This is a genomic window from Cyclobacterium qasimii M12-11B, assembly GCF_000427295.1.
GTDB lineage: Bacteria > Bacteroidota > Bacteroidia > Cytophagales > Cyclobacteriaceae > Cyclobacterium > Cyclobacterium qasimii.
Genome location: NZ_ATNM01000074.1, coordinates 1 through 22975 on the forward strand (window position 1 = coordinate 1; position 22975 = coordinate 22975).

General features: G+C 38.3%; 16 protein-coding genes and 1 pseudogene. 15 read left to right on the top strand and 2 right to left on the bottom strand.

Annotated elements, in window-relative coordinates; all coding sequences use genetic code 11:
- Positions 1-243: 243 nt before the first annotated feature.
- Positions 244-906 (bottom strand): uracil-DNA glycosylase, encoded by a 663-nt coding sequence (gene ung / locus ADICYQ_RS07710; protein WP_020892090.1) that lies wholly within the window; start codon positions 904-906, stop codon positions 244-246.
- A 71-nt stretch (positions 907-977) separates the two neighbouring features.
- Here ung and apaG point away from each other — a divergent pair, with 71 nt between their 5' ends.
- The 6 genes from apaG (at position 978) to rplI (ending at position 4474) form a co-directional block, all read left to right on the top strand.
- Positions 978-1364 (top strand): Co2+/Mg2+ efflux facilitator ApaG/CorD, encoded by a 387-nt coding sequence (gene apaG, locus ADICYQ_RS07715; protein ID WP_020892091.1) that lies wholly within the window; start codon positions 978-980, stop codon positions 1362-1364.
- 10 nt (positions 1365-1374) lie between these two features.
- A complete protein-coding gene (locus ADICYQ_RS07720; RefSeq protein WP_020892092.1) occupies positions 1375-2088 on the top strand; it encodes an O-methyltransferase in 714 nt (237 codons plus the stop codon).
- 281 nt (positions 2089-2369) lie between these two features.
- Positions 2370-3293: a DUF8428 domain-containing protein gene (locus ADICYQ_RS07725; protein ID WP_040415107.1), complete on the top strand. Its 924-nt coding sequence runs from the start codon at positions 2370-2372 to the stop codon at positions 3291-3293.
- A gap of 78 nt (positions 3294-3371) precedes the next feature.
- A complete protein-coding gene (rpsF, locus tag ADICYQ_RS07730) occupies positions 3372-3743 on the top strand; it encodes a 30S ribosomal protein S6 (protein ID WP_020892095.1) in 372 nt (123 codons plus the stop codon).
- Positions 3740-3991, top strand: coding sequence for a 30S ribosomal protein S18 (rpsR, locus tag ADICYQ_RS07735; protein ID WP_020892096.1), 252 nt, complete (start codon positions 3740-3742; stop codon positions 3989-3991). Before rpsF ends, rpsR begins: the two co-directional genes overlap by 4 nt.
- A gap of 39 nt (positions 3992-4030) precedes the next feature.
- Positions 4031-4474 (top strand): 50S ribosomal protein L9, encoded by a 444-nt coding sequence (gene rplI, locus ADICYQ_RS07740; RefSeq protein ID WP_020892097.1) that lies wholly within the window; start codon positions 4031-4033, stop codon positions 4472-4474.
- Between the two features lie 48 nt (positions 4475-4522).
- On the opposite strand, the gene ADICYQ_RS07745 is transcribed toward rplI, so the two are convergent.
- Positions 4523-4771: a hypothetical protein gene (locus ADICYQ_RS07745; protein WP_020892098.1), complete on the bottom strand. Its 249-nt coding sequence runs from the start codon at positions 4769-4771 to the stop codon at positions 4523-4525.
- A 236-nt stretch (positions 4772-5007) separates the two neighbouring features.
- Here ADICYQ_RS07745 and ADICYQ_RS07750 point away from each other — a divergent pair, with 236 nt between their 5' ends.
- The 9 genes and pseudogenes from ADICYQ_RS07750 (at position 5008) to ADICYQ_RS07785 (ending at position 22958) form a co-directional block, all read left to right on the top strand.
- Positions 5008-6000, top strand: coding sequence for a GSCFA domain-containing protein (locus ADICYQ_RS07750; RefSeq protein WP_051160153.1), 993 nt, complete (start codon positions 5008-5010; stop codon positions 5998-6000).
- Positions 6001-6011: 11 nt separating this feature from the next.
- On the top strand, positions 6012-8033 hold the full coding sequence (locus ADICYQ_RS07755; protein ID WP_020892100.1) for a thioredoxin domain-containing protein: 2022 nt from the start codon (positions 6012-6014) through the stop codon (positions 8031-8033).
- Positions 8034-8053: 20 nt separating this feature from the next.
- A pseudogene (gene priA, locus ADICYQ_RS07760) lies at positions 8054-10566 on the top strand (replication restart helicase PriA).
- A gap of 597 nt (positions 10567-11163) precedes the next feature.
- The gene (locus ADICYQ_RS27630) at positions 11164-12996 is read left to right on the top strand and encodes a hypothetical protein (protein ID WP_235114480.1); all 1833 of its coding nucleotides are present in this window, start codon (positions 11164-11166) and stop codon (positions 12994-12996) included.
- On the top strand, positions 12957-19856 hold the full coding sequence (locus tag ADICYQ_RS07765; protein WP_020892105.1) for a glycoside hydrolase family 94 protein: 6900 nt from the start codon (positions 12957-12959) through the stop codon (positions 19854-19856). The genes ADICYQ_RS27630 and ADICYQ_RS07765 overlap by 40 nt, the downstream gene beginning before the upstream one ends.
- Positions 19857-20133: 277 nt before the next feature.
- Complete coding sequence (locus tag ADICYQ_RS07770) at positions 20134-21147, top strand: alpha/beta fold hydrolase (RefSeq protein WP_020892107.1); 1014 nt, start codon at positions 20134-20136, stop codon at positions 21145-21147.
- 9 nt (positions 21148-21156) lie between these two features.
- On the top strand, positions 21157-22041 hold the full coding sequence (locus tag ADICYQ_RS07775) for an acetoacetate decarboxylase family protein (protein ID WP_020892108.1): 885 nt from the start codon (positions 21157-21159) through the stop codon (positions 22039-22041).
- An 88-nt stretch (positions 22042-22129) separates the two neighbouring features.
- Entirely contained in the window at positions 22130-22552 is a 423-nt protein-coding gene (locus ADICYQ_RS07780) for a hypothetical protein (RefSeq protein WP_235114482.1), read from the top strand.
- Complete coding sequence (locus ADICYQ_RS07785; protein WP_020892110.1) at positions 22545-22958, top strand: hypothetical protein; 414 nt, start codon at positions 22545-22547, stop codon at positions 22956-22958. Before ADICYQ_RS07780 ends, ADICYQ_RS07785 begins: the two co-directional genes overlap by 8 nt.
- The last annotated feature ends 17 nt before the right edge of the window (positions 22959-22975 follow it).

Genomic DNA, 22975 nt, shown 5'->3' on the forward strand with positions numbered 1-22975 from the left:
ACCATAACACTACAATCATGTAGTAATTTGCTTATATAAAGTAAATAGTTAATGATGATGTATTGGTCTTGTGACTGAAAGAAACAATAACCCAGGTTAATTTACTGGGTTTATTGTTTTAGAAATTGCTTGGTGAGCTGGTTGAATGTCAGGACACTCCTTCAGAGACCTGAGAAACCAATTTTGGGAATCTCCAATAAGGATCTACGCACCAGCCTTTGCCAGCGCAATAACATTCAATCTTTACCATTTTATGGGTACCATTCCATGCGCTTCTAAATAGGCATTGGTTTGGCTAAAATGCTTGCAGCCTAAAAAGCCTCTATAAGAAGAGAGAGGACTAGGATGGGAGGTTTGCAATTTTAGGTTTTTTTCAGCATCTATATCTTCGGCCTTCTTTTGGGCATACGCTCCCCAAAGCAGAAAAACAATATTCGATTTACGGGAAGCTAATTTTTTTATCACTGCACTGGTGAATGTCTCCCAGCCCTTTTTCTGATGACTTCCTGCTTTATTTGCTTCTACTGTTAATGTTGCATTTAGCAATAAAACACCTTGTTCTGCCCACCTTTCAAGATTACCATGAGGAGGAAAAGGTAGGTCTAAGTCACTTTTTAATTCTTTAAATATATTCAGTAAGGAAGGAGGGAAAGGAATGCCCTCTTTAACGGAAAAGGCCAATCCATGCGCTTGGTTGGGACCGTGGTAGGGGTCCTGACCCAAAATAACCACTTTCACTTTGTCTACTGGACATAAATCAAAAGCCTTAAATATAGCATTTCCTTTGGGGTAGATGGTTTTTGACTCATATTCAGATTTCACAAATTTTGCTAAGGAATCAAAATAGGGCTTCGAAAACTCATCACCCAGCAATTGTTTCCAACTATTTTCTAATTTGACGTTCATTAATAAGTTTTCTATTGGTATATTTGAGATAATAATTCAAATTTCGGATAAGTTTTGTATTAAAAAACAAAATGGCAACTGCTACTACAGAAGGTATAAAAATTAGTGTTGAGGCGATCTACCAGAAGGAATTTTCAAATCCTAATTTGCATCATTTTGTCTTTACCTATAAAGTTACCATAGAAAACCGGAATCCCTTTACCATCCAACTGTTAAGGAGAAAGTGGGAAATCTATGATGCCGCAGAAACGCTGAAATTAGTGGAAGGTGAAGGCGTAGTCGGGCAACAGCCTGTATTGGAACCAGGATGCGCTCATACCTATTTGTCAGGTTGTACCATTAGGTCAGGTATGGGCAAAATGAAGGGGGAATTTTATGTCGAAAAACTTAATGATGGAAAATTGTTAACTGTAATCATTCCAGAATTCCAACTAATCGCCAATATTTTCAATAACTGATAAAACCGCAATGCTTTTCCATTCCTGGGAATACTTTCTTTACTTTTTACTCAAAGAAGACCAGCACAGTATCCATTCTCCATTTTTTTTCAAGCTTTACCAAAATCTAAAGGTATTTTTAAGAGACAATAGAAAAGGCAACCGGGTAATTGAAGAACAAAGAAATACCTTTTTAGCTTCTCAAGAACGAATTAAAAGGATTGATTTTGGGGCAGGTTCCCGCTGGGACAATGGCCAAATGCAGCAAGTCGGCTCCATAGCTAAAAGAGCGACGACACCAGTCAAATTTTCATTATTGTACCAATTCCTTTGTAGGTCTACGCCTGCACAAACAGTATTGGATTTGGGTACTTCTCTAGGCATTAATACAGCTTATCTCGCATCGGTAACATCTGGGCAATTGTATTCTTTCGAAGGGGATCCTGCATTAGGGCTTTTGGCGAGGAATCATTTAAATCGGTTTAACAATGTAAAGATTATCACTGGAAACCTTGATGAGACTTTAGGAGGGATGCTGGCTGATATCGAGCGTGTAGACTTTGTATTGTTAGATGCCAATCACAGGTATCAACCCACAATGGACTATTTCAAGAAAATAGGCCCAAAACTTCACAATAATAGTATTATGGTAATCGCTGACATCCATTGGTCAAAGGAAATGCGTGGGGCCTGGGATGAAATCAAAGTCCTGCCATCGGTTAGTAGCAGTATAGATTTTTTTTGAATGTGGAGTGTTGTTTTTTAATGCTCAGGGGGTCAAAAATGATTATATTCTTGCAATCTAGCTTCTTTAGGAGGATTTAATACGGGCTATTTGGATAGATATAGCCTCCCAAGATTGTTAGATGCATTGGTATTTATTAAATTTGTTGTTATCAGAAAATTTTATTTGATAAATGATATTAAATCTGGTCTGATAATTGTGATGGTTATCAGGTTAATGTTGGCACTTAAATAAATGTCCAAACAAAACGAAATATACAATTGTAAAGTGTCTTTATTAGTATGAGTTCAGGGGAAAAGATTGATAAGAATAGTATTAATGTTGATAAGGGTAAAAATATTCTAATTATCGTTTTGGTGATTTTAGTGTTTCTTAGCGGGTGGAGACTTTTAAATGACCACCGTGAGAAATCCAGGAAAAGCGAAGAAATTTTTCTCTTATCTGAAGAAAACAGCCACTTAAATACCAGGCTTGACTCGATGACCGTAGAGTTAGAAGTCAGGATTAAGGAAATAGAAAGCCTTGGTGGTGATATAGAGGCCTTGGTGAAAGTAAAGGACCAATTAATTAGGGAAAGAAAATTAGACAAGAATAGGTCTGCAAAGGACATCGTCAAGCTAAATGCTCAAATAGATAGTTATTTGTCATTGTTGGAGGAGAAGGATGCTGACATTGTTCGTTTAAAAGCCCAAAACGTTCAGCTATTCTCTGAAAACAAAGAATTAAAAACAACCAAATCAGAAATAGAGGAGGAGGTAGTCAAACTTAATATTAAAACAGGTGATCTAGAAAAGAAAGTCAATCTGGCTTCCCGATTGAAAGCCGAAAATATAATTGTAGCCGCTGTGAACTCTCGAGGGAGGGAGCGAGAGGCTGAGTTTCGAAACAGACAGCTATCAAGGTTGAAAGTTTCTTTTAATATTGCAGACAATAAGGTTGCTGAAGCGGGGATGCGGGATGTTTTTGTGCAAGTGTTGTCCCCCAACGAACAAGTTATTTTCGATATAGCCAAGGGTTCAGGTACTTTTGAATTAAAAGGTAAAGAGTATTTTTATACCTCTAAACAGGATTTCGTTTTTAATAATACCCAACAACAACTGACCTATTTTTATGAAAAAGGATCAGATTATGAAAAGGGAATTTATTCAGTAAAGATTTTTTCTGATGGTGCAGAAATAGGAAGAAGCACATTTGAAATAAAATAACCTTGTATTTTTTTGATTATTGGTCCATTTCTCTTAATTTTGCAGACTGTTTTAAAATATTAAACAAAAATTAAAAGAATGTTCCAAAAAAGTTATGAAACGGTATTCATCCTTACTCCCGTTTTGTCTGAAGTTCAGATGAAGGATACCGTTGACAAGTATGTAGGCTTGTTAAAAGAATTGGGAGCAGACGTAGTTAATGTTGAGAATTGGGGCCTAAAAAAATTGGCTTATCCAATCCAAAAGAAAACTACTGGGTTTTATGTAATGGTTGAATACAAAGTTGATCCAACTGCGATTAAGAAGTATGAGATCAATTTCAGAAGAGATGAAACCGTATTAAGATTTCTTACCACTGTTATGGACAAGCATTCCTTGATCTACGCGGATAGAAGGAGAAAAGGTGAATTCAATAAAAAAACAGAAGCTAAGGAGGAGCCAGCAAAATGACGTTAAAAAACGAACCAATCAACAGAGAGCAAAACAGAAAAAAATACTGTAGATTCAAAAAGCTAGGCATCAAGTATATTGATTACAAAGATCCTGTGTTTTTGCTTAAGTTTGTAAACGAACAAGGAAAGATTCTTCCTAGAAGATTAACAGGTAACTCTGCAAAATTTCAGAGAAAGGTTGCTCAGGCTATTAAAAAAGCCAGACATTTGGCATTATTGCCTTACGTAGCAGATGGCTTGAAATAGACTATCTATAATCCTTCACCTAAAAAAATTATTACAATAATGGAAGTTATCTTAAAAACGGATATAAAAGGACTTGGATATAAAAATGACTTGGTAGCTGTGAAACCTGGTTATGGACGTAATTATCTGATCCCTCAGGGCTTCGCTTTACTTGCTACCTCTTCTAACAGGAAGGTTTTGCAAGAAAATATCAAGCAAGCAGCCCATAAAGCAGAAAAAATCAAAACTGAAGCGGAAGCTGTAGCTTTGAAATTGGAAAGCATTACTTTACAGATTAAAGCTAAGATTGGCGATTCCGGAAAGATTTTTGGAAAAGTTACTACTTTGCAATTGTCTGATGCATTGGCTGAGAAAAGTATTGAAATTGATCGTAAAAAGATCTCTATCAATCAGCCAGTATCTACTTCAGGAGAATATGAAGCAGAAATTGATTTGCATAGAGAAGTGAAAACTAGCGTTAAGTTCGTTGTTGTCGCTGAATAGTAATCAATACTGTATTTGAATAAAAAAGCCAGGTTTATCCTGGCTTTTTTAGTTTACAATTGCCTTTTCCAGATCAGTAATCAATTTTTTAGAGACGGATCGGCTGCTCTTTTCTTTGGCTTCCTTCAAAAGGTCCAAAGCAAGCTTAGATTTCATTTTCAAACCTTCAGGATTGTTGTCAAAACGATAACTTCCCAAACACCATTCCAGTTCGGCTGTCAAACCTTCACTGATTTTTAATTTGCTTAACTTCGCAATAGTGTTTTCTACTGATTTTTCTAATAAAGCTGATTCCATTTTTGAATTGGTTAAAGGTTAAAGTGATTTGTGTAACAATATTATTAATAATTATTAAATATTGAAATTTTGGTAATAAAATATTTACATATCGCATTAATTAACCTAATCATTTATGAATACAGTAAATTTGAATTTACTCGTTATTTAAGCTCCTAATCCTTCATATTTTCATTAATTTGTTGTTCTATTTAAGCGCTAAGTTTAGGGCATTGCAAAAAAAAATGTTTTCGAAAATGAAAAGTTTTAGAACTACTTTCCGCTTTAAGGAATGTGATAAAGGAATAAACCATTCTTCCAGTGTGGTAACGATAGGGTCTTGCTTTTCAGAAGTGGTAGGGGAGAGGTTAAGCCTAAGCAAATTTGATGCGTTAGTAAACCCATTCGGGACGACCTTCAACCCAGATTCAATATTTAACTTGCTGTCAAATTCACTCCTATCAAAGCCTGTAAATCCGGATTTGTATTTAAATAGACATGATAACTATTTTCATTACCAACTTCATTCTTCATTTAATGCTGCATCTAAAGAAGAACTGGCAGATAGAATAGAAAAAAGCCAGTACTTGGTAAAAAATAAACTTGAAACAGCCTCTCATTTAGTTATTACACTAGGCACTGCATTTGTTCATCGGTTGATAGAAAATGATAGTGTAGTAACAAACTGTCACAAACAGCCACAGCAATACTTCTCCAAAAGTATTCTTGGTCTCAATGAAATGATTGAAAGTTTCAATGCATTTTATCAAAATTTATTAACAGCTAACCCCAATATCCAGGTGGTCTTGACGGTTAGTCCTGTGAGGCATATAAAAGATGGAATACCTGAAAATCAACTAAGTAAAAGCTTGTTAAAGGTGTTATGCCACGGGTTAGTTTCAATTTATCCTGAAATCTACTATTTTCCTGCCTATGAAATAATGATGGATGACCTGAGGGATTACCGTTTCTATAAGGAGGATATGATTCACCCTAGTTCAATGGCAGAAGATTATATTTGGAATGAATTTCAAGAGGCATTTTTCAATGAGGAGACCAAGGAATTAATTCAACACATAGATCAAATCCAAAGGAATCTGAGCCATAGGCCTTTTAATCCCCAATCACAGGCCCATCAACAGTTTCTACTCAAACTTCAGGAGTTGATAGCATTGATGCCGGCCAACTTGGATTTCACCAATGAAAATCATGCAATTAATGATCAACTGAGATTGTTTCAAACAGATTGACCTGACCTATTATGAAAGCCAACAAATTGATCAAAAGCAAAAGTCTGTACTTGCAACAGCATGCCCACAATCCGGTACAGTGGTATCCCTGGTCAGAAGAAGCTTTACATAAAGCCAAAGTTGAGCACAAACCCATATTGGTAAGCATTGGTTATTCTGCCTGTCATTGGTGTCATGTAATGGAGAAGGAGAGCTTTGAAGACATGGCCGTTGCAGATCTTATGAATGCCCATTTTGTATGTATTAAAATTGACCGAGAGGAGAGACCCGATCTGGACAATATTTACATGGAGGCTGTGCAGGTAATGGGTCTCCAGGGAGGTTGGCCTTTAAATGTTTTTCTAATGCCTGATCACAAGCCTTTTTATGGAGGCACCTATTTCTCAAAAAATCAATGGATGAAAGTATTGTCTGGAGTTGCTCAGGCTTTTTCCCAGCAATATGAGGAGTTGGTTAAAAGTGCCGAAGGTTTTGGAAGAAGTATTGACAGGTCCATTATTGAGAAGTATGGATTTAAGAGAGAAACCACTGAATTTACTGCAGAAAAGGTAAGAGGAATGGCCGAACATTTATTGAAAGGCATAGATCGGGAATGGGGTGGAATGAAAAGAGTCCCTAAATTTCCAATGCCTGTTATTTGGAGCTTCTTATTGGACATGGCTATTTTGGATGGACAAAAAGGCTTAGGGGAACAGGTTTGTTATACATTGAAGAAAATTGGAATGGGTGGCATATATGATCACCTTAAAGGTGGGTTTTGTCGCTACAGTGTAGATGGAGAATGGTTTGCCCCTCATTTTGAAAAAATGCTTTACGACAATGGCCAATTGCTAAGTCTTTACAGCAAGGCCTTTCAGTACAGCCAGGATCCTTTCTTTGAAGAAAAAGTAAGAGGAACCGTTGGTTGGCTACTAAGTGAAATGCGCAGCAAAGAATTGGGCTTTTATTCAGCACTAGATGCAGATAGTGAAGGGGTAGAAGGCAAATTTTATACCTGGAGCTATAAGGAGTTAGATGAATTGTTAGGGGAAGATTTGGCCTGGTTTAGCCAGCTATATGGCATTAAACCAGAAGGGAATTGGGAATCGGGATTGAATATTCTATTTCAAACCATCGCTTATACAGAAGTTGCCGAAAACCATGGGTTTACTATTGCTGTTTTTGAAAAAAAATTAAAGGAAGTGAAGGAAAAGCTTCTGGAAAAGAGGTCTTTAAGAGTACGCCCAGGATTGGATGATAAAATCATTAGTGGATGGAATGGTTGGGTGATTGTAGGGCTCTGTCAGGCCTATTTGGCTGTTGGTGATGATGGATTTCTAAAGACAGCCATGGAGACGGGGGATTTTATTTGGAGCCAAATGGTAGTTGACAATGTCTTGTACCGGAATTTTAAAGAAAATGAGGCTTACACACCAGCCTTTTTAGAAGATTATGGGGCCGTAATTCAATCCTTCATTTCCCTTTATAAAGTTTCATTTGACCCCCTTTGGCTCAACAGAGCGGATTTATTGACACAAAGTGTAATGGATAATTTTTTCGATGAAACAGACGGTTTGTTCTATTTCAATGATCCTAAAACTGAAAAATTGATTGCCGATAAAAAAGAAGTTTTTGACAATGTCATTCCCGCCTCTAATTCAGTGATGGCTAGAAATCTTCACCAGTTGGGCTTATATCTATACAATGATGCCTACCTTGCGCAAGCAGAAAGCATGTTGCAATTGGTAAGTGAAATGTTATCGAAAGAACCGGATTTTCTAGCCAACTGGGCAAACTTTTATTTGGAAAAATCAGTTCCTACAGCTGAAGTAGCTATAAAAGGAAAGAATGCAAAAGGCGTTGGAATATCACTTCAGGCTAACTATCATCCCAATATGGTCATTGCTGCAGAAGATGGCTTCAGCAGTGAGCTTCCAATATTAGAAGGTAAGTCAGGTGAAATAGCCACCTTGTACGTATGCTTTAATAAATCGTGTAAGCGGCCTGTGGAATCCATAGAAGAAGCCGTAAAACAACTTCCTTTTTTGCCCTAAACCAGTCAATAATATTTACAGTGGAAGACCTCTTTGGAAATAACTATCCTTCATCAAGCAAAAATCTGTACGCGGACATTATTCTCCCTGTGCCTATTCCGCTTACCTTTACCTATAGCGTAGGGCCTGAAATTCAAGAGGAAATTGGTATTGGCTATCGTGTCATGGTGCAATTTGGAAGGAAAAGGATTTTGACCGGTATTGTGGCCAAAGTGCATCAAAAAGCTCCAGAAGCGTATAAGGCAAAACCGATTCTAGATTTATTGGATGATTACCCAATTGTAAATGCCTTACAGATCAAATTTTGGGGCTGGTTGGCGAGTTATTATTGCTGTCATATAGGAGAAGTGATGAATGCGGCCCTGCCTAGTGGCTTGAAGCTTTCTACTGAGAGTAAAGTTCAAATGCATCCCGATTTTGAATTGGAGAATCCTGGCTATCCTATGGATGAAAGAGAATTGCTAATTCTTGAGACGTTGGAGAAAAAGGAAGAAGTCAATGTTGACCAGCTGGAGTCAGTGGTGCCGGCAAAAGACCTTCACAAAATAATTAAAAGCCTTCTTGGCAAGAAAGCCATTTTGGTTTATGAGTCTGTTAAAGAAAAATATAGTCCTAAAGTTGAGGTCAGGGTTCGTTTAGCGCCAGAGTATCTTTCTGATTCCAATAAACTCAATGAATTATTCGAAGGGGTTAAAGGAAGGAAAAGCAAGAAAATGTCCTTCTCAAATTTCTGCAACAAGTACCTATTTTTAAGAATGCTCAGCTAAATGAAGAGGGATTGTCAAAAAAGATCTTAACTGATTCAGGTTGTTCGCCTTCTTCCATTGACACCCTTGTTAAGAACAAGGTTTTGCAAAGCTTTAAGGTGAAAATAAGCCGTTTTGCGCTTATTCAGGTTGACGATAAGCCAATTGAGCTATCCGAGGTGCAGAAGGATGCTTACGATGCTGTACAGAAGGAATTTACTAGTAAAGCTACCGTTCTTCTGCATGGGATTACTGGTTCTGGAAAAACGGAGATTTACATTAAGCTTATAATGGAAGTTTTGGAGAGTGGTTCTCAAGTATTGCTACTGCTTCCTGAAATAGCCTTGACCACTCATTTGGTAGCTCGATTACAGAAAGTCTTTGGCGACAAAATGGGGGTTTTCCATTCCAAGTATTCTGATAATGAACGTGTAGAGATTTGGCAAGGGGTATTATCAGGTAAATACAATTTCATCATAGGTGTTAGGTCTTCTTTGTTTTTACCTTTCGATAGTTTGGGCCTAGTTATCGTAGATGAAGAGCATGAGCCATCCTACAAGCAATATGATCCTGCTCCCAGGTTTCATGCCAGAGATGCGGCCATCATGATGGCGTGGTTGCATCAAGCCAAGACTGTGCTCGGTACAGCCACCCCTGCATTTGAAACCTTTTACAATGCCCAAAATGACAAGTATGGGTATGTGAGAATGGATAAGCGGTATGGAGATGCAGAACTGCCTCATTTCCATTTGGCAGATATTTTAAAGGACAAAAAGAAAAACCTGCTAAAGTTAGACTTTACCAGGCTCATGAGAGAGAAAATTCAGGAGGCACTTAACCACCAGGAGCAAGTACTTATTTTCCAAAACAGGAGAGGGTACGCCCCTTATATTTCTTGTGATGAATGTGGTTGGATTCCTGAATGTGAACATTGTGACGTCAGTTTAACTTACCACCAATACCAGGAAGAATTGAGGTGTCATTATTGTGGCTTCAAGGACAAAGTGCCTATAAAATGCCAGGCTTGCGGGAGTAGTAAAATCACTACAGTAGGATCTGGCACAGAAAGAATAGAAGAGAATCTATCTTTACTTTTTCCAGAGGCACGAATCCTTAGAATGGACCTGGACACCACTAGAAGTAAATACGGGTATCAAAAAATATTAGAGGAATTTGGATCGGGAAATGTAGACATACTGGTAGGTACCCAAATGATCACCAAAGGACTTGATTTTGATAGGGTTTCTTTGGTGGGAATTGTTGATGCAGATCGAATTTTGTTCTACCCGGATTTCAGGTCTGGAGAAAGGGCTTTTCAACAAATCACTCAGGTGGCTGGAAGAGCTGGGAGGAGAAACGTTACAGGTAATGTAGTCATTCAAACAAGGCGTCCTGACCAGTTGATTTTCAAGCAAATAATAAGTGGTAATTACAATGATTTTTATCAGCAGGAAATGGGAGAGCGGCGCCAGTTTTACTACCCGCCCTTCGTTAAAAACATCAAAATAGTTACCAAGCACAAAGACTTTAAAACAGCAGAGACTGCAGCAATTCAATTAAAGAACCTGTTATCAGATATAGAAGGTAGAAAGATAATCCTTGGGCCAGAGAAAGCCCTGATTGGAAAGATTAAAAACCTATTTCTCTTTGAGATTTGGATCAAGCTTGAGAAAAATGCGAATACACAAGAACGCTTTAAGCAGGAAATGGTACGGATTATTTCTGAATTGCAGGGTGACAAGCGGTTTAGATCTGTCAGGTTTTTGATTGATGTAGATCCCTATTAGAAAAGCATTTTAAGGTCCTATCAATTAAGCATCTTGAAAGCTAAATTCATATTTTTTTTGTATTGAAAGTACTGGAATGCAGTTGCTTTAGGGAAACCTAATGTCACGGTAGGATTTTTTGGATTGGCAATGAAATTTTGTTTCGGGTTTTCCCATCGCATTGAACCTTGATTTTACTATAGGGTTACAAATTGCCTGTCCCTAATTTCAGGAATTACTGTAATCATAAGATTATCAGGCTATTTGGAGGTTTTAGTATAGCTTCGCTATGCTTAAACGAAAATAGCCACATCTGGGCTAATTTTGAAGTGATTTCATTAGGTAATAAAAACCTATTACCTATTTTGGGTTAATAGATGTCAAAACTTTCTTTGAAATATACAATGGAATATTGTAGATTAAGTGCGGAAGAGTGCAGGCCAAGAATAATTCAAATTAAACTCTTCTTGAGGGACTATTTCAAAATTTGGAATTGCCTCCTAATTCAGCTTAAAAGCAAAAGACTTCCTGGTTAAATAATTGTTCGAATGACAGTAGGAATGAATAGTTTATAACTATCATTTGTTTTCTGCCTCAATAAATCACTACAACTTGAATATGAAGGTTAAAAGCACTACAGTTTTCGAAATGCTATCCCGTATGCGTGAATATTTTTTAAAACGCGGTGCCTTTTTAAATGCTACGGAGGTCGATCCTATACGTTCAGAATTATACAATTCCAATCAAATAAAAGTCCATGCTGGTATAGTGGCACGGTATCATAAGTTATTAAAAGGCAAACGGAATGATAAGCTTTTAAAGCGATTAGATGACAATGAAAAGACGCTGGTGGAAGTACGTAATCTACTGGTTGAAAGCATTCAATCTGGCCAATCATTAACACCAGCAGCAGAATGGCTTCTGGACAACTTTTATTTAATTGAAGAACAAATTGTAACTGCTAAAAAGCATTTACCTAAAAAATATAGTGAGGGATTGCCTTATCTGGCAAATGGAAACTCCAAGAATATGCCCCGGGTTTATGATATCGCTCTAGAAATAATTGCTCACAGAGATGGCGATGTTGATTCAAATGGCTTAAAAGGTTTTATCTCGGCTTATCAATCCGAAAAAATCCTTACCCTGGGAGAGTTATGGGCCATTCCCATCATGATGAAACTTGCTGTAATAGAAAATCTAAGAAGGATTGCCGAAAAAACAGCTCTGGATATGATCGACAATAATCTAGCCGATTATTGGGGTGAGAAAATGATTGAAACAGTCAAGAAAGAGCCTGCGGATTTGGTGTTGACCATCGCAGACATGTCGAGATCCAAACCTGTCTTAAATAGTCCTTTTGTCGCTGGTTTTACACGCAAGCTACAGGGAAAAGGTCCAGCCTTTGCTTTACCATTAAAATGGTTGGAGCAACAATTATACAAGGAAGGTGTATCAGGTACAGACTTGGTATTTCAAGACAACCAAAAACAAGCTGCTGATCAGGTATCGGTTAAAAATAGCATAGGCACATTGCGCTTTATCGGTTCAACCGACTGGAGAAAATTTGTAGAAGCTTCAAGTATAGTAGAGCAAATATTAAGAACAGACATAACAGGTATTTATCCGCAATTGGATTTTGCTACACGAGACAGGTACAGACATGTAATTGAAAATATTTCAAAACGTAGTCCGCTATCTGAATCAGAAGTTGCAGAGAAAACGATTGAATTAACTAAAAGACCTGAGATAGCGGAGAAGCAATATGCAAGAGAAAAACACGTAGGATTTTATTTAATTGGTAAAGGTTTTGGCCAATTAAAGGAAGCTGCGAAGATGCGCTTTAATTTAAAACAAAGCCTGACGAGTTTCATGGAGAAAAGGCCAGCTTTTATCTACCTTTTTTCAATAGCCATTCTTACTTTGGCTGTAGCAGTAGGGATGCTCTCAGTTGCTTGGATTTATGGAGATTTCAGGTCCCTAGTGCTGATAATTTTGGCGCTGTTATGTCTGGCAGGAGGAGCGCATTTGGCCATTACCTTCACCAATTGGCTGGCCACTATATGGATAAAACCCCAAATATTACCTAGACTAGATTTTTCAAAAGGTATCCCTCTCAAATTCCGTACCCTTGTAACTGTTCCAACAATGCTTACGAGCAAAAATGAAATTGAGGAAAGTATAGAGGCGCTTGAGGTTCGATTTTTAGCAAACCAAGGGGGTAAATTATACTTCAGCCTATTAACTGATTTTACGGATGCGGACTCCGAAACAATGCCGAATGACAGTTTATTACTCAACTTTGTGAGTGAGAGGATTCAACAGTTGAACGATAAATACAACGAAATTGGCCAGTCGGATACTTTTTTCTGTTCCACCGTGGGAGAAAATGGAATCCGAAAGAAGCCAGGTGGATGGGGTACGAACGAAAAAGAGGTAAACTTTCTGCTTTAAATGCCCTTTTAATAGAGGGTGACAGGGATAATTTTACCCGAATTGTTGGGGATTATGCAGTGCTAAAAAATATAAAGTATGTAATCTCACTCGATTCAGATACGCAATTGCCAAGAGATGCAGCCTGGAAATTAATTGCCACTATGGCTCATCCCTTAAACCAGGCTGTATATGATGAAAAAAAGAAACGCGTAGTAGAAGGATTTGGAATTCTGCAACCAAGAATAGCCTCAGATTTCCCGAAAAATAAAACTTCTCTTTATTTGCGTTTGCAAGGTGACATGAAGGGTATTGATCCATATACAAGAGCATCTTCTGATGTTTATCAGGATATCTTTGAAGAAGGTTCTTTTATTGGAAAAGGCATCTATGATGTTACTATTTTTGAAAAAGTTGTAGGCAAACGTTTTCCCGAGAACCGTATCCTTAGTCATGACCTTTTGGAAGGTTGCTTTACTCGTTCTGGATTAGTAAGTGATGTGGTGTTATATGAAAATAATCCTTCCAATTATGAAGCGGATATAAAGCGTCACCATCGGTGGATAAGGGGTGATTGGCAAATAGCTGCCTGGGTCTTCCCATTTGTGAAAAATAAAGAGGGGAGGATTGTTAAAAATGACCTTTCTATTATATCTCGGTGGAAAATAGCAGACAATCTGCGTAGAAGCTTGTTGCCCATTTCTCTTTTATTAATTTTAGTTCTTGGCTGGTCCATGTTGCCCAAGCCTTGGTTTTGGACACTCGCTGTTACCATTATTGTTTTATTACCTGTCATGGCAGCAGCTTTTCTACAGCTATTGCGCCGCCCGGAAGATTTAGACTTTAAAGCCCATATTTCCGAAGTTGGAAATTCTGTTTCAGAGGTATTATTGCGTTTTATGTTTGGAATAGCTGTATTGCCTTATGAATCCTACCGATTCACAGACGCTATACTCCGAACCAACTGGAGAATGCATGTAAGTGGAAAGAAATTATTGGAATGGACGCCATCAGCCACTGCTTCCTACCAATCAAAAGACAATATCTGGTTCATTTACCAAAAAATGTGGATCGGTCCCGTTTTGGCATTTCTTTGTCTTATTCTATTTTTATATTCGAATTCTCCTGCTTTTTTTGTTTCCATACCAATTCTGATTTTATGGTTTATATCACCATCTATTGCTTGGAGAATAAGTCAGCCAGAAAAAGAGGAAGTTCCTGACCTAAACCAGACCCAAGAGTATTATCTTCTCAAAATGGCCAGAAAAACGTGGGGCTTTTTTGAAAATTTTGTAAATGAAGGAGAAAATTGGCTACCCCCGGATAATTTTCAGCAACATCCTGATCCGGTTATTGCTCACCGTACTTCTCCGACCAATATCGGCCTTTCTTTGCTGGCAAACCTTACTGCCTATGATTTTGGATTTATTGTTATGGACGAAGTCCTTTTGAAATGTGGTAACACCCTTAATACCTTACATAAACTGGAGCGCTTTAAGGGACACTTTTACAATTGGTATGATACTCGTTCCTTATCTATTCTGAGACCTGCATATGTTTCAACAGTTGATAGTGGAAATCTGGTGGGACATCTTCTTATATTACGCCAAGGAATTTTGGGGTTTAAATCCAAACCTATTTTTAATCAAGAGAGCTATAACGGTCTTCATTCTACAGTAGGGATTATACAAGATTTGCTAAGCAGTGAAAGCGATGAAAATATAACTGCAATAGAAAAATTACTAGCAGATGCTTTTATTGAGAAGAATAATTCTTTATCAATAATAAAAAGAAATTTAGATGATTTGTCCGATCTCAGTGTTCAAATAACCGGATTTGATGAGAACATGCAAATAGGTAAATGGATTCTTAAATTAAAAAATCAAATTAAAAATGTTCGGGAAGATTTATACCGGCAAATTCCGTGGCTAAGTTTATTGCCACTTCCAAAATCATTTATCAATTTATCAAAGATAGATTTTAATCATTCACTTCTCTCCCTTCAGGGAATAGATGAGGAGTTAAGTCAACAAATTGATCAATACAAAAAAGAAACCAATCAAACGGATGAAAACGAATGGTTGGTAAAAGCAGAAACAGCTTTAAAAACCGGAATAACGCTAGGTCAGGAAAAACTTATCCTTTTCAAGGAATTGGCTGAGCAATTGGAGCAATTGAGCATTGTAGAATATGATTTTCTACTGGACAAAGATACCAGTCTTCTTTCTATAGGCTATAATGTGGATGAGCTGAGAAGAGATGAAAGCTTTTATGATATGCTCGCTTCAGAAGCAAGGTTAGGTATTTTTGTAGGTATTGCACAAGGATTACTGCCTCAAGAAAGTTGGTTCTCTTTGGGTCGTTTACTCACTGATTCGAAAAATGGACCAGTATTGCTGTCTTGGAGTGGATCGATGTTTGAATATTTGATGCCACAATTGGTTATGCCGACCTATGAAAATACACTATTGCATGCAACCAACACTGCAATGGTAAAACGGCAGATAGAATATGCTACAAAACGTGATGTGCTCTGGGGGATTTCAGAATCTGGATACAACAGAGTGGATATGAGTTTGAATTACCAATACCAGGCTTTCGGCGTACCTGGATTAGGACTAAAGCGTGGATTAGAGGAAGACTTGGTGATAGCGCCATATGCTACTATGTTGGCTTTAATGGTAGCACCCAAAAAAGCGGTAGCCAATTTAAAACGATTATCAGAGGAAGGTTTTGAAGGAGAATATGGTTTTTATGAAGCCATTGATTATACCAAATCGCGTGTGCCTCGTGGCCAAAACCATGTTATTATCAATTCCTATATGGCCCACCATCAAGGGATGGGGTTTTTGTCATTTGCTTATGTTTTATTAAACAAACCAATGCAAAATCGATTTGCCTCGGAATTGCGTTTTAAGGCAAGCCTGTTGCTATTGCAGGAACGTATTCCAAAGAAATCCATTTTTTATGCACATACAGCTAATATTACTGATGTACACACCAATGTCGAAGATGTACAACTAAGAATAATAAATACCCCAAATACGCCTATACCAGAATTGCAATTACTCAGTAATGGTAATTATCAAGTGATGGTGACCAATTCAGGCGGGGGATACAGTCGGTGGAAAGACATATCGGTAACGAGGTGGCGGGAAGATTCAATCCAGGATAATTATGGTGTTTTTTGCTATATTAAAGACATCAAAAGCGGAAATTTCTGGTCAAACACCTATCATCCCACGCTTCAGCCATCCAAGAATTATGAGGCTATATTTTCGCAAGGTACCATTGAGTTTCACAGACAAGATTTGGGTTTTGAAACCAAAACCCAAATCGTAGTTTCTCCAGAAGATGATGTCGAAATAAGAAAAATTAAAATAACGAATAGGTCAAAGGTTTCCAAGGTGCTGGAGGTTACAAGTTACACTGAGATTGTTCTGGCATCTCAGGCCTCTGATGAAGCACATCCCGCATTTAGTAACCTTTTCGTTCAAACAGAGGTTCAGCAGCAATACAATGCCATATTTGGCACAAGAAGACCCCGCTCTAAGGATGAAGCTCCACCACATTTCTTTCATTTAATGGATGCGTATGGGGCCCAAGTAGGACAAGTATCCTTTGAAACAGACCGGATGCAATTTATAGGTAGAGGAAGGTCTCTGTCTAATCCTCAGGGCTTAGAGGTTGGACCATTAGCAGGAAATCAGGGTGCAGTATTGGATCCAATTATGGCCACCAAATTCCGCATAACGATTAAACCATTTAAGACCGCTACCATAGACCTTATATATGGTATTTGTGCGAGTCGCGATGAAAGTGAAGCGCTCATGCATAAATACAGGGATAAAAATCTTAAAAAAAGAGCCCTGGACCTTTCCTGGACGCATAGCCAGGTATTATTAAGGCAAATAAACGCTACAGAAGCTGAAGCACAATTATTCGCAAAATTAGCCTCCTCAGTTATTTACTCCAATCCGGCCCTGCGCGCCAGTGAAGCAGTTATCAAAAGCAATTTCAGAGGCCAGTCCGGACTCTGGAGCCATTCTGTTTCGGGAGACCTACCCATAGTATTGGTACAAATATTTGATCTGGAAAACCTGGATTTAGTATCACAAATGATCAAGGCACATGGTTATTGGCAATTAAAAGGTTTGATGGTAGACCTTGTGATCTGGAATGAGGATCATGGTTCCTACCGCCATGAACTTCAAGACCAGATTTTGGGGATGATTTCAGCCGTTAACACATTGACCGGCCACGTACCGGGGAAGATATATGTAAAATCAACCGATCAAATTTCATCAGAAGACCGTATCCTTTTTGAATCTGTTGCCAAAATAATTATCACCGATAACAAAGGCACCTTAGCTGACCAAATTTCCGGGCAGTTTAGAAGGATAGGTTCACCTCGATTATTAGAAGGTAATCCTAAAACTGCTGGAAAAACAAGTATTGAGAATGTGATGTTGCCAACAAATCTTAAATACTTTAATGGAACAGGAGGTTTTACGGCAGATGGGAAGGAATACAAGATACAAATTGATGAAAAATCTACCACCCCAGCTCCCTGGGTGAATATTATTGCCAACCCCAATATTGGGACAGTGGTTTCTGAAAGTGGATCAGCTTATACCTGGGCAGTGAATGCACATGAATACCGCATTACTCCCTGGCACAATGATCCCGTTACGGATACCGGCGGTGAGGCAATTTACCTTCGTGATGAAGAAACCGGTTTATTTTGGTCTCCTACGCCTTTTCCCGTAAAGAGTGAATCAAATTATATCACTACACACGGCTTTGGATATACCAGTTATGAACATATAGAAAATGGCATTTCTTCCGAAATGAAAGTGTTTGTGGACAAAGAGTTGCCCATTAAATTTGTAGTGCTGAGGATTAAAAACAGGACAGACCGGATTAGAAAACTCTCTGCTACAGGATACCTGGAAATTGTATTGGGCGATGTGCGCTCCAAAACCAATATGCATATTCTTTCAGAGTATGACGTGCAGACCGGAGCTTTGCTCTTTAGAAATAGGTACAATGACGCATTTGCTAACCGTGTGGCATTTTATAAACTTATTGGTGCAGGTAAGATTAGTTATGCTACTGATCGGTCGAAGTTTATTGGAAGAAATAGGAACCTTTCCAATCCCCAGGCATTGAACCGACTGGATCTTAAAGATAAAATAAGTACAGGTCATGACACTTGCGCTGGTTTGCAAGGAAAATTTAGCTTGTTGGAAGGTGAAGAAAGAGAGATTGCGTTCTTGATTGGTAGTGGTGAAGACACCGAGACAGCCATTCAACTCAATCAAAAATTTATAGACCTGAATTCAATTAATCAATCTTTTGACCAAATAAAAGAATATTGGAATGAGATAATAAATAAGGTGCAGGTGCAGACCCCGGATGAGGCCCTTAATCTTCTTGCTAATGGCTGGCTTACCTATCAAACCATCGCTGCCAGGTTATTTGCTCGTAGCGGTTTTTATCAATCTGGTGGAGCCTTTGGTTTCAGGGATCAGATACAGGATGTGCTGTCCTTATTACACAACAAACCTGAACTTGCAAGAGAACAAATACTTTTGAATGCTTCCCGACAATTTAAAGAAGGAGATGTTCAACATTGGTGGCATCCCCCAGAAGGACGAGGTGTGCGTACAAAATGTTCTGACGATCTCTTATGGCTGCCATTTGTTGTCTATAGATACATTAATGCTACAGGAGATTTAAAAATCCTGAATGAGCAAACAGGATTTTTAGAATCCAGATCCTTGCCTGATGGAGAAGACTCCCTTTATGAATTACCAATGAGTGGAAGCTTAATTGCTGACCTTTACCACCATTGTCGACTTGCTATAAAACATAGTCTTCATTTTGGTAAAAATGGCTTGCCTTTAATGGGCTCTGGCGATTGGAATGACGGAATGGATCAGGTAGGAAATAAAGGTATAGGAGAAAGCGTTTGGCTGGCATTTTTCTTTTATGATATTCTTTTGAATTTTGAAAAAGTCGCCATTAAATATGGTGATACAGAATTTGCAGCAATCTGTAAACAAGAGGCTATTCGCCTACAAGCCAATATCGAGTTATCTGCCTGGGACGGTGAATGGTATAAACGCGCCTGGTTTGACGATGGTACACCTCTTGGATCAAAAATTAATAATGAATGCCGAATTGATGCGATTTCTCAAAGCTGGTCTGTACTGACCGGAGCTGCTCCTGAAGCAAGGAGAAATCAAGCCATGGATTCTTTAAATAAATACTTGGTGAATAGAGATATTAATATAATCCAGCTTCTTGACCCACCCTTTGATAAATCTGATTTGAACCCGGGATACATAAAAGGATATGTACCAGGGGTAAGGGAGAATGGAGGTCAGTATTCTCATGCAGCTATCTGGACCTTAATGGCATTTGCAGCCCTTGGTGACAGGAAGACTACCTATGAACTCTTTAGCCTGGTACAACCTGTAAATCACGCCTTAAATCCGATGGATGTACAGGTTTACAAAGTGGAGCCTTATGTGATGGCTGCGGATGTTTACGCCAATGAAACCCATCGGGGACGTGGTGGATGGACTTGGTACACAGGTTCCTCTGGATGGATGAATCAATTTATTATTGGGTCTCTTCTTGGCATGGAACTCCTGGTGGACCAACTTAAATTCACTCCTTGCTATCCTGAGGAATGGCCTTCTATTACGATCAAATACCAGTATAAAAATTCTACTTATAGAATCACTGTATTTCAGGAGAAGCATATTAAAGAATCATGGTGGAAAATGGAAAATGACGAGGGTAAAGGAAATAGTCTGCCCTTAAAAGAGGATGGTTTGGAACATGAGGTTGAGGTTCATGTTTTGATTTAACTCTGGCGCTAAAATATGGTAAGAAAAACATTAAGTCAGCCTACCCTGGTAGCTCCATGGTGATACGAAAATAGAAACGAGTGGTGGGTTTTGAAGCCATTTTATCAGGTAATAAAATGGCTATTGTTTATTTTAGGATCAAACACAATTGGTTGCTTAATCTTAAATGAAAATTGCTTAAATAGTATATTTCTAGGGATTATTAGTTATATTTTTGAAGAAATGGCATTTGATGTTAATTTTATTTTGTTAAATTTAGAAAAGGAAAATTTGATAAATGAGTCATTATTTTGAAACCATACCCTTTGAATCTTTAGATGGCTTCCAGTGTGACTTGAAGCATCTACTGTCTCCCTCTGCAACAAAAGGGCCTGTTTTATTGGTGCATGGTGCAGGGGTTAGTAGTAATATATTCAATCCTCCTTCCAGCAATAATATTATTCATGCGCTAGCAGAAGCGGGTTATGATGTTTGGTTAGAAAACTGGAGAGGCAGTGTTGACTTTGAACCAAATGAGTGGAATTTAGATCAGGTAGCGCTAAATGATCATCCCGCAGCAGTAAGAAAGGTTGTCGAACGCACGGGATCAAAAGAAATAATGGCAATTATTCACTGCCAGGGAAGCACCAGTTTTATGATATCCTCCATACTTGGGCTCATCCCTGAGGTGAAATTAATTATTAGCAATGCGGTTTCCTTACATCCCGTAGTGCCTTTTTACTCTAAAATCAAACTGAAATTGCTGGTGCCCCTTGTAAGCAAATTCTTTAAATACCTGGATCCACAATGGGGATTGAGAGCCCCTGATTTTAAATCTGAAATGATCTTAAGGGTAGTGAAAGCAACGCATTGGGAAAAGGATTCTATGGTCGGTAAAATGGTCAGCTTTACCTATGGATCGGGTTTTCCAGCATTATGGGAGCTTGACAATATTGATGACAAAACCAAAGATTGGATACAATATGAGTTTGCACATGTTCCACTAAGCTTTTTTTCACACATGCAAAAGTGTGTTGCAAATGGCGCATTGATCCGACATGAAGAGGGTGCAGGAGGTTATACTGAAAAGGCTCCAATGACGAAGGCAAGGTTCGTATTGTTTGCAGGTAAGAAGAATAAATGCTTTTTACCCCAAAGTCAGGAGAACACTTTTGAATACCTGAATAAATTACAACCAGGGTTACATAAATTGTACTTATTAGAGGATTACAGTCACTTGGATGTGTTTTTTGGAAAAAACGCACATAAGGATGTATTCCCTAAAATGATAAATGAACTTGAACTTGGATGATAAGCCATTATGCCCCCAAAAAGAATTAAAAAATATACCGGTAGATATGCATTGGTAGATGGTATTCCCTATACCATGCCTGTAAGCTCAACAGAATCCCCAGCCTTAATGGCAGGATTTTCCTGCGATTGGGAAAAAGCCAACGCCCTTTTGCCTGGAAATGAAATTCATGCCATGAAATTGCCCAATGGCCGGGCAGCATTGATGATAACCATTATCAATTACCTTGATACAAGTATTGGTAAATACATAGAATACAGCATTGCTATCGCTTGTACCCATGGATCAAAACCAGCCCCTAGAATTTTAAATACCCTTTTATTGGGGCATTACGGTACTGGGCAATACATTTTGGATCTTCCAGTAAGCAGTGAGATATCGGTAAAGGGAGGAAAAGGGATATGGGGAATGCCCAAGCACAAAGCCAACCTTGATTTTATAGTCACCGAAGACAAAGTGACAAGTCAGTACGAAAAGGATGGGCAGTTTGCTTTCAGAATAGAAATTAATAAACCCAAATCTCCTTCGATCAAGCTAAAAGTAGGGGCAACCAATTACTGCAGGTTTAGGAATATGCTTATGGCATCCTATATTTATTTTGAATCAAAGGCAGGGATTAATCTACTGGGAAAGGCGAAAGGAAGTCTTTTTATTGGAGATCATCCTAAAGTAGCCGCTTTAAAGCATATCGATATCAATCCAGATCCCTTTTTTACCACTTTTATGCCCAAAACCAATGGGATATTGGATGATCATTTCGATTCCTGGTTTATGACATATGATGAACCACCGGAAGTTATGACCGAAGGTTTAGAGTCCGTTTACCCACTTGGATATACAGAGGATTGGCTACCAGCCCCATCTATCTCTGATTATGAAAAATTTCGTATTTAAAAATTTAATTTAAGATGAGTCCCTTAAAAAAACATTATTAGATATCAATAATGCCTACATCTTCTTTTGTTCCTCTATTTATTTAGGAATGTTCTGGTCATTGCATTATTTCTGGTTTCCGAATTATCCAAAAACCTTGAACCTTACCAATTATTATGATGCCATTATACCTCAAACGGACCTGGCGACAAAATTCTTCTTTGTGTCTATTCCCATAATGGCCATAGCTTTGGTGATCATGCTGATTACGGAATGGAAATCTGGACTTAGGTGGGTTCCTATTGCTTGGATTCCGGGACTTTTAGCCCCTGTATTGATTCAGCAACTCTATATTGAAGATGTTAATAACCAGTTTAAAGCAGGCCTAACGGATGAAGGCACCTTGCAAGCATTGCTTTCTGAATGGATGTGGCTAAATGACCTTCGCTGGATCATCCTTACTATAATGTGGCTAATAACGATGTATTTCTTTATTGCCAAAGCTAAAAGCAAAAACCAAAACAATGGATGAGAAAAAAATATTAGGTTTATCCTTCCGGTACACAGAATTGCTAGTGGTATTAATAGCGTTTATAACACTGGTCTCTGGTGTAGCCCAAATGCTGGCACCGTCATTTATGCTTGATTTTATCGGCAAGGAAGTCCCTACACCTTCCTCAGCTCATTTCTTTGCAATTGTAGGTATGTTCATGGCGCTCTTTGGTGGAATGGTGCTGCATGCTGTTTACAGTTCGATAACCAATAAACAGGTTATGTTATGGGCGTCACTTCAAAAGTTTGGAGCATTTATAGCGGTAAGTATTGGCGTGTTTAACGGTTTGTTTTCGATCCTGGCCATGTCTGTAGCCATTTTTGATCTTTTCTCAGGAGTTGTTTTCATTGTCTATTTGAGAGTGCTCAATGCTTCCACTACTTAACAGGCCTTTTATCTATG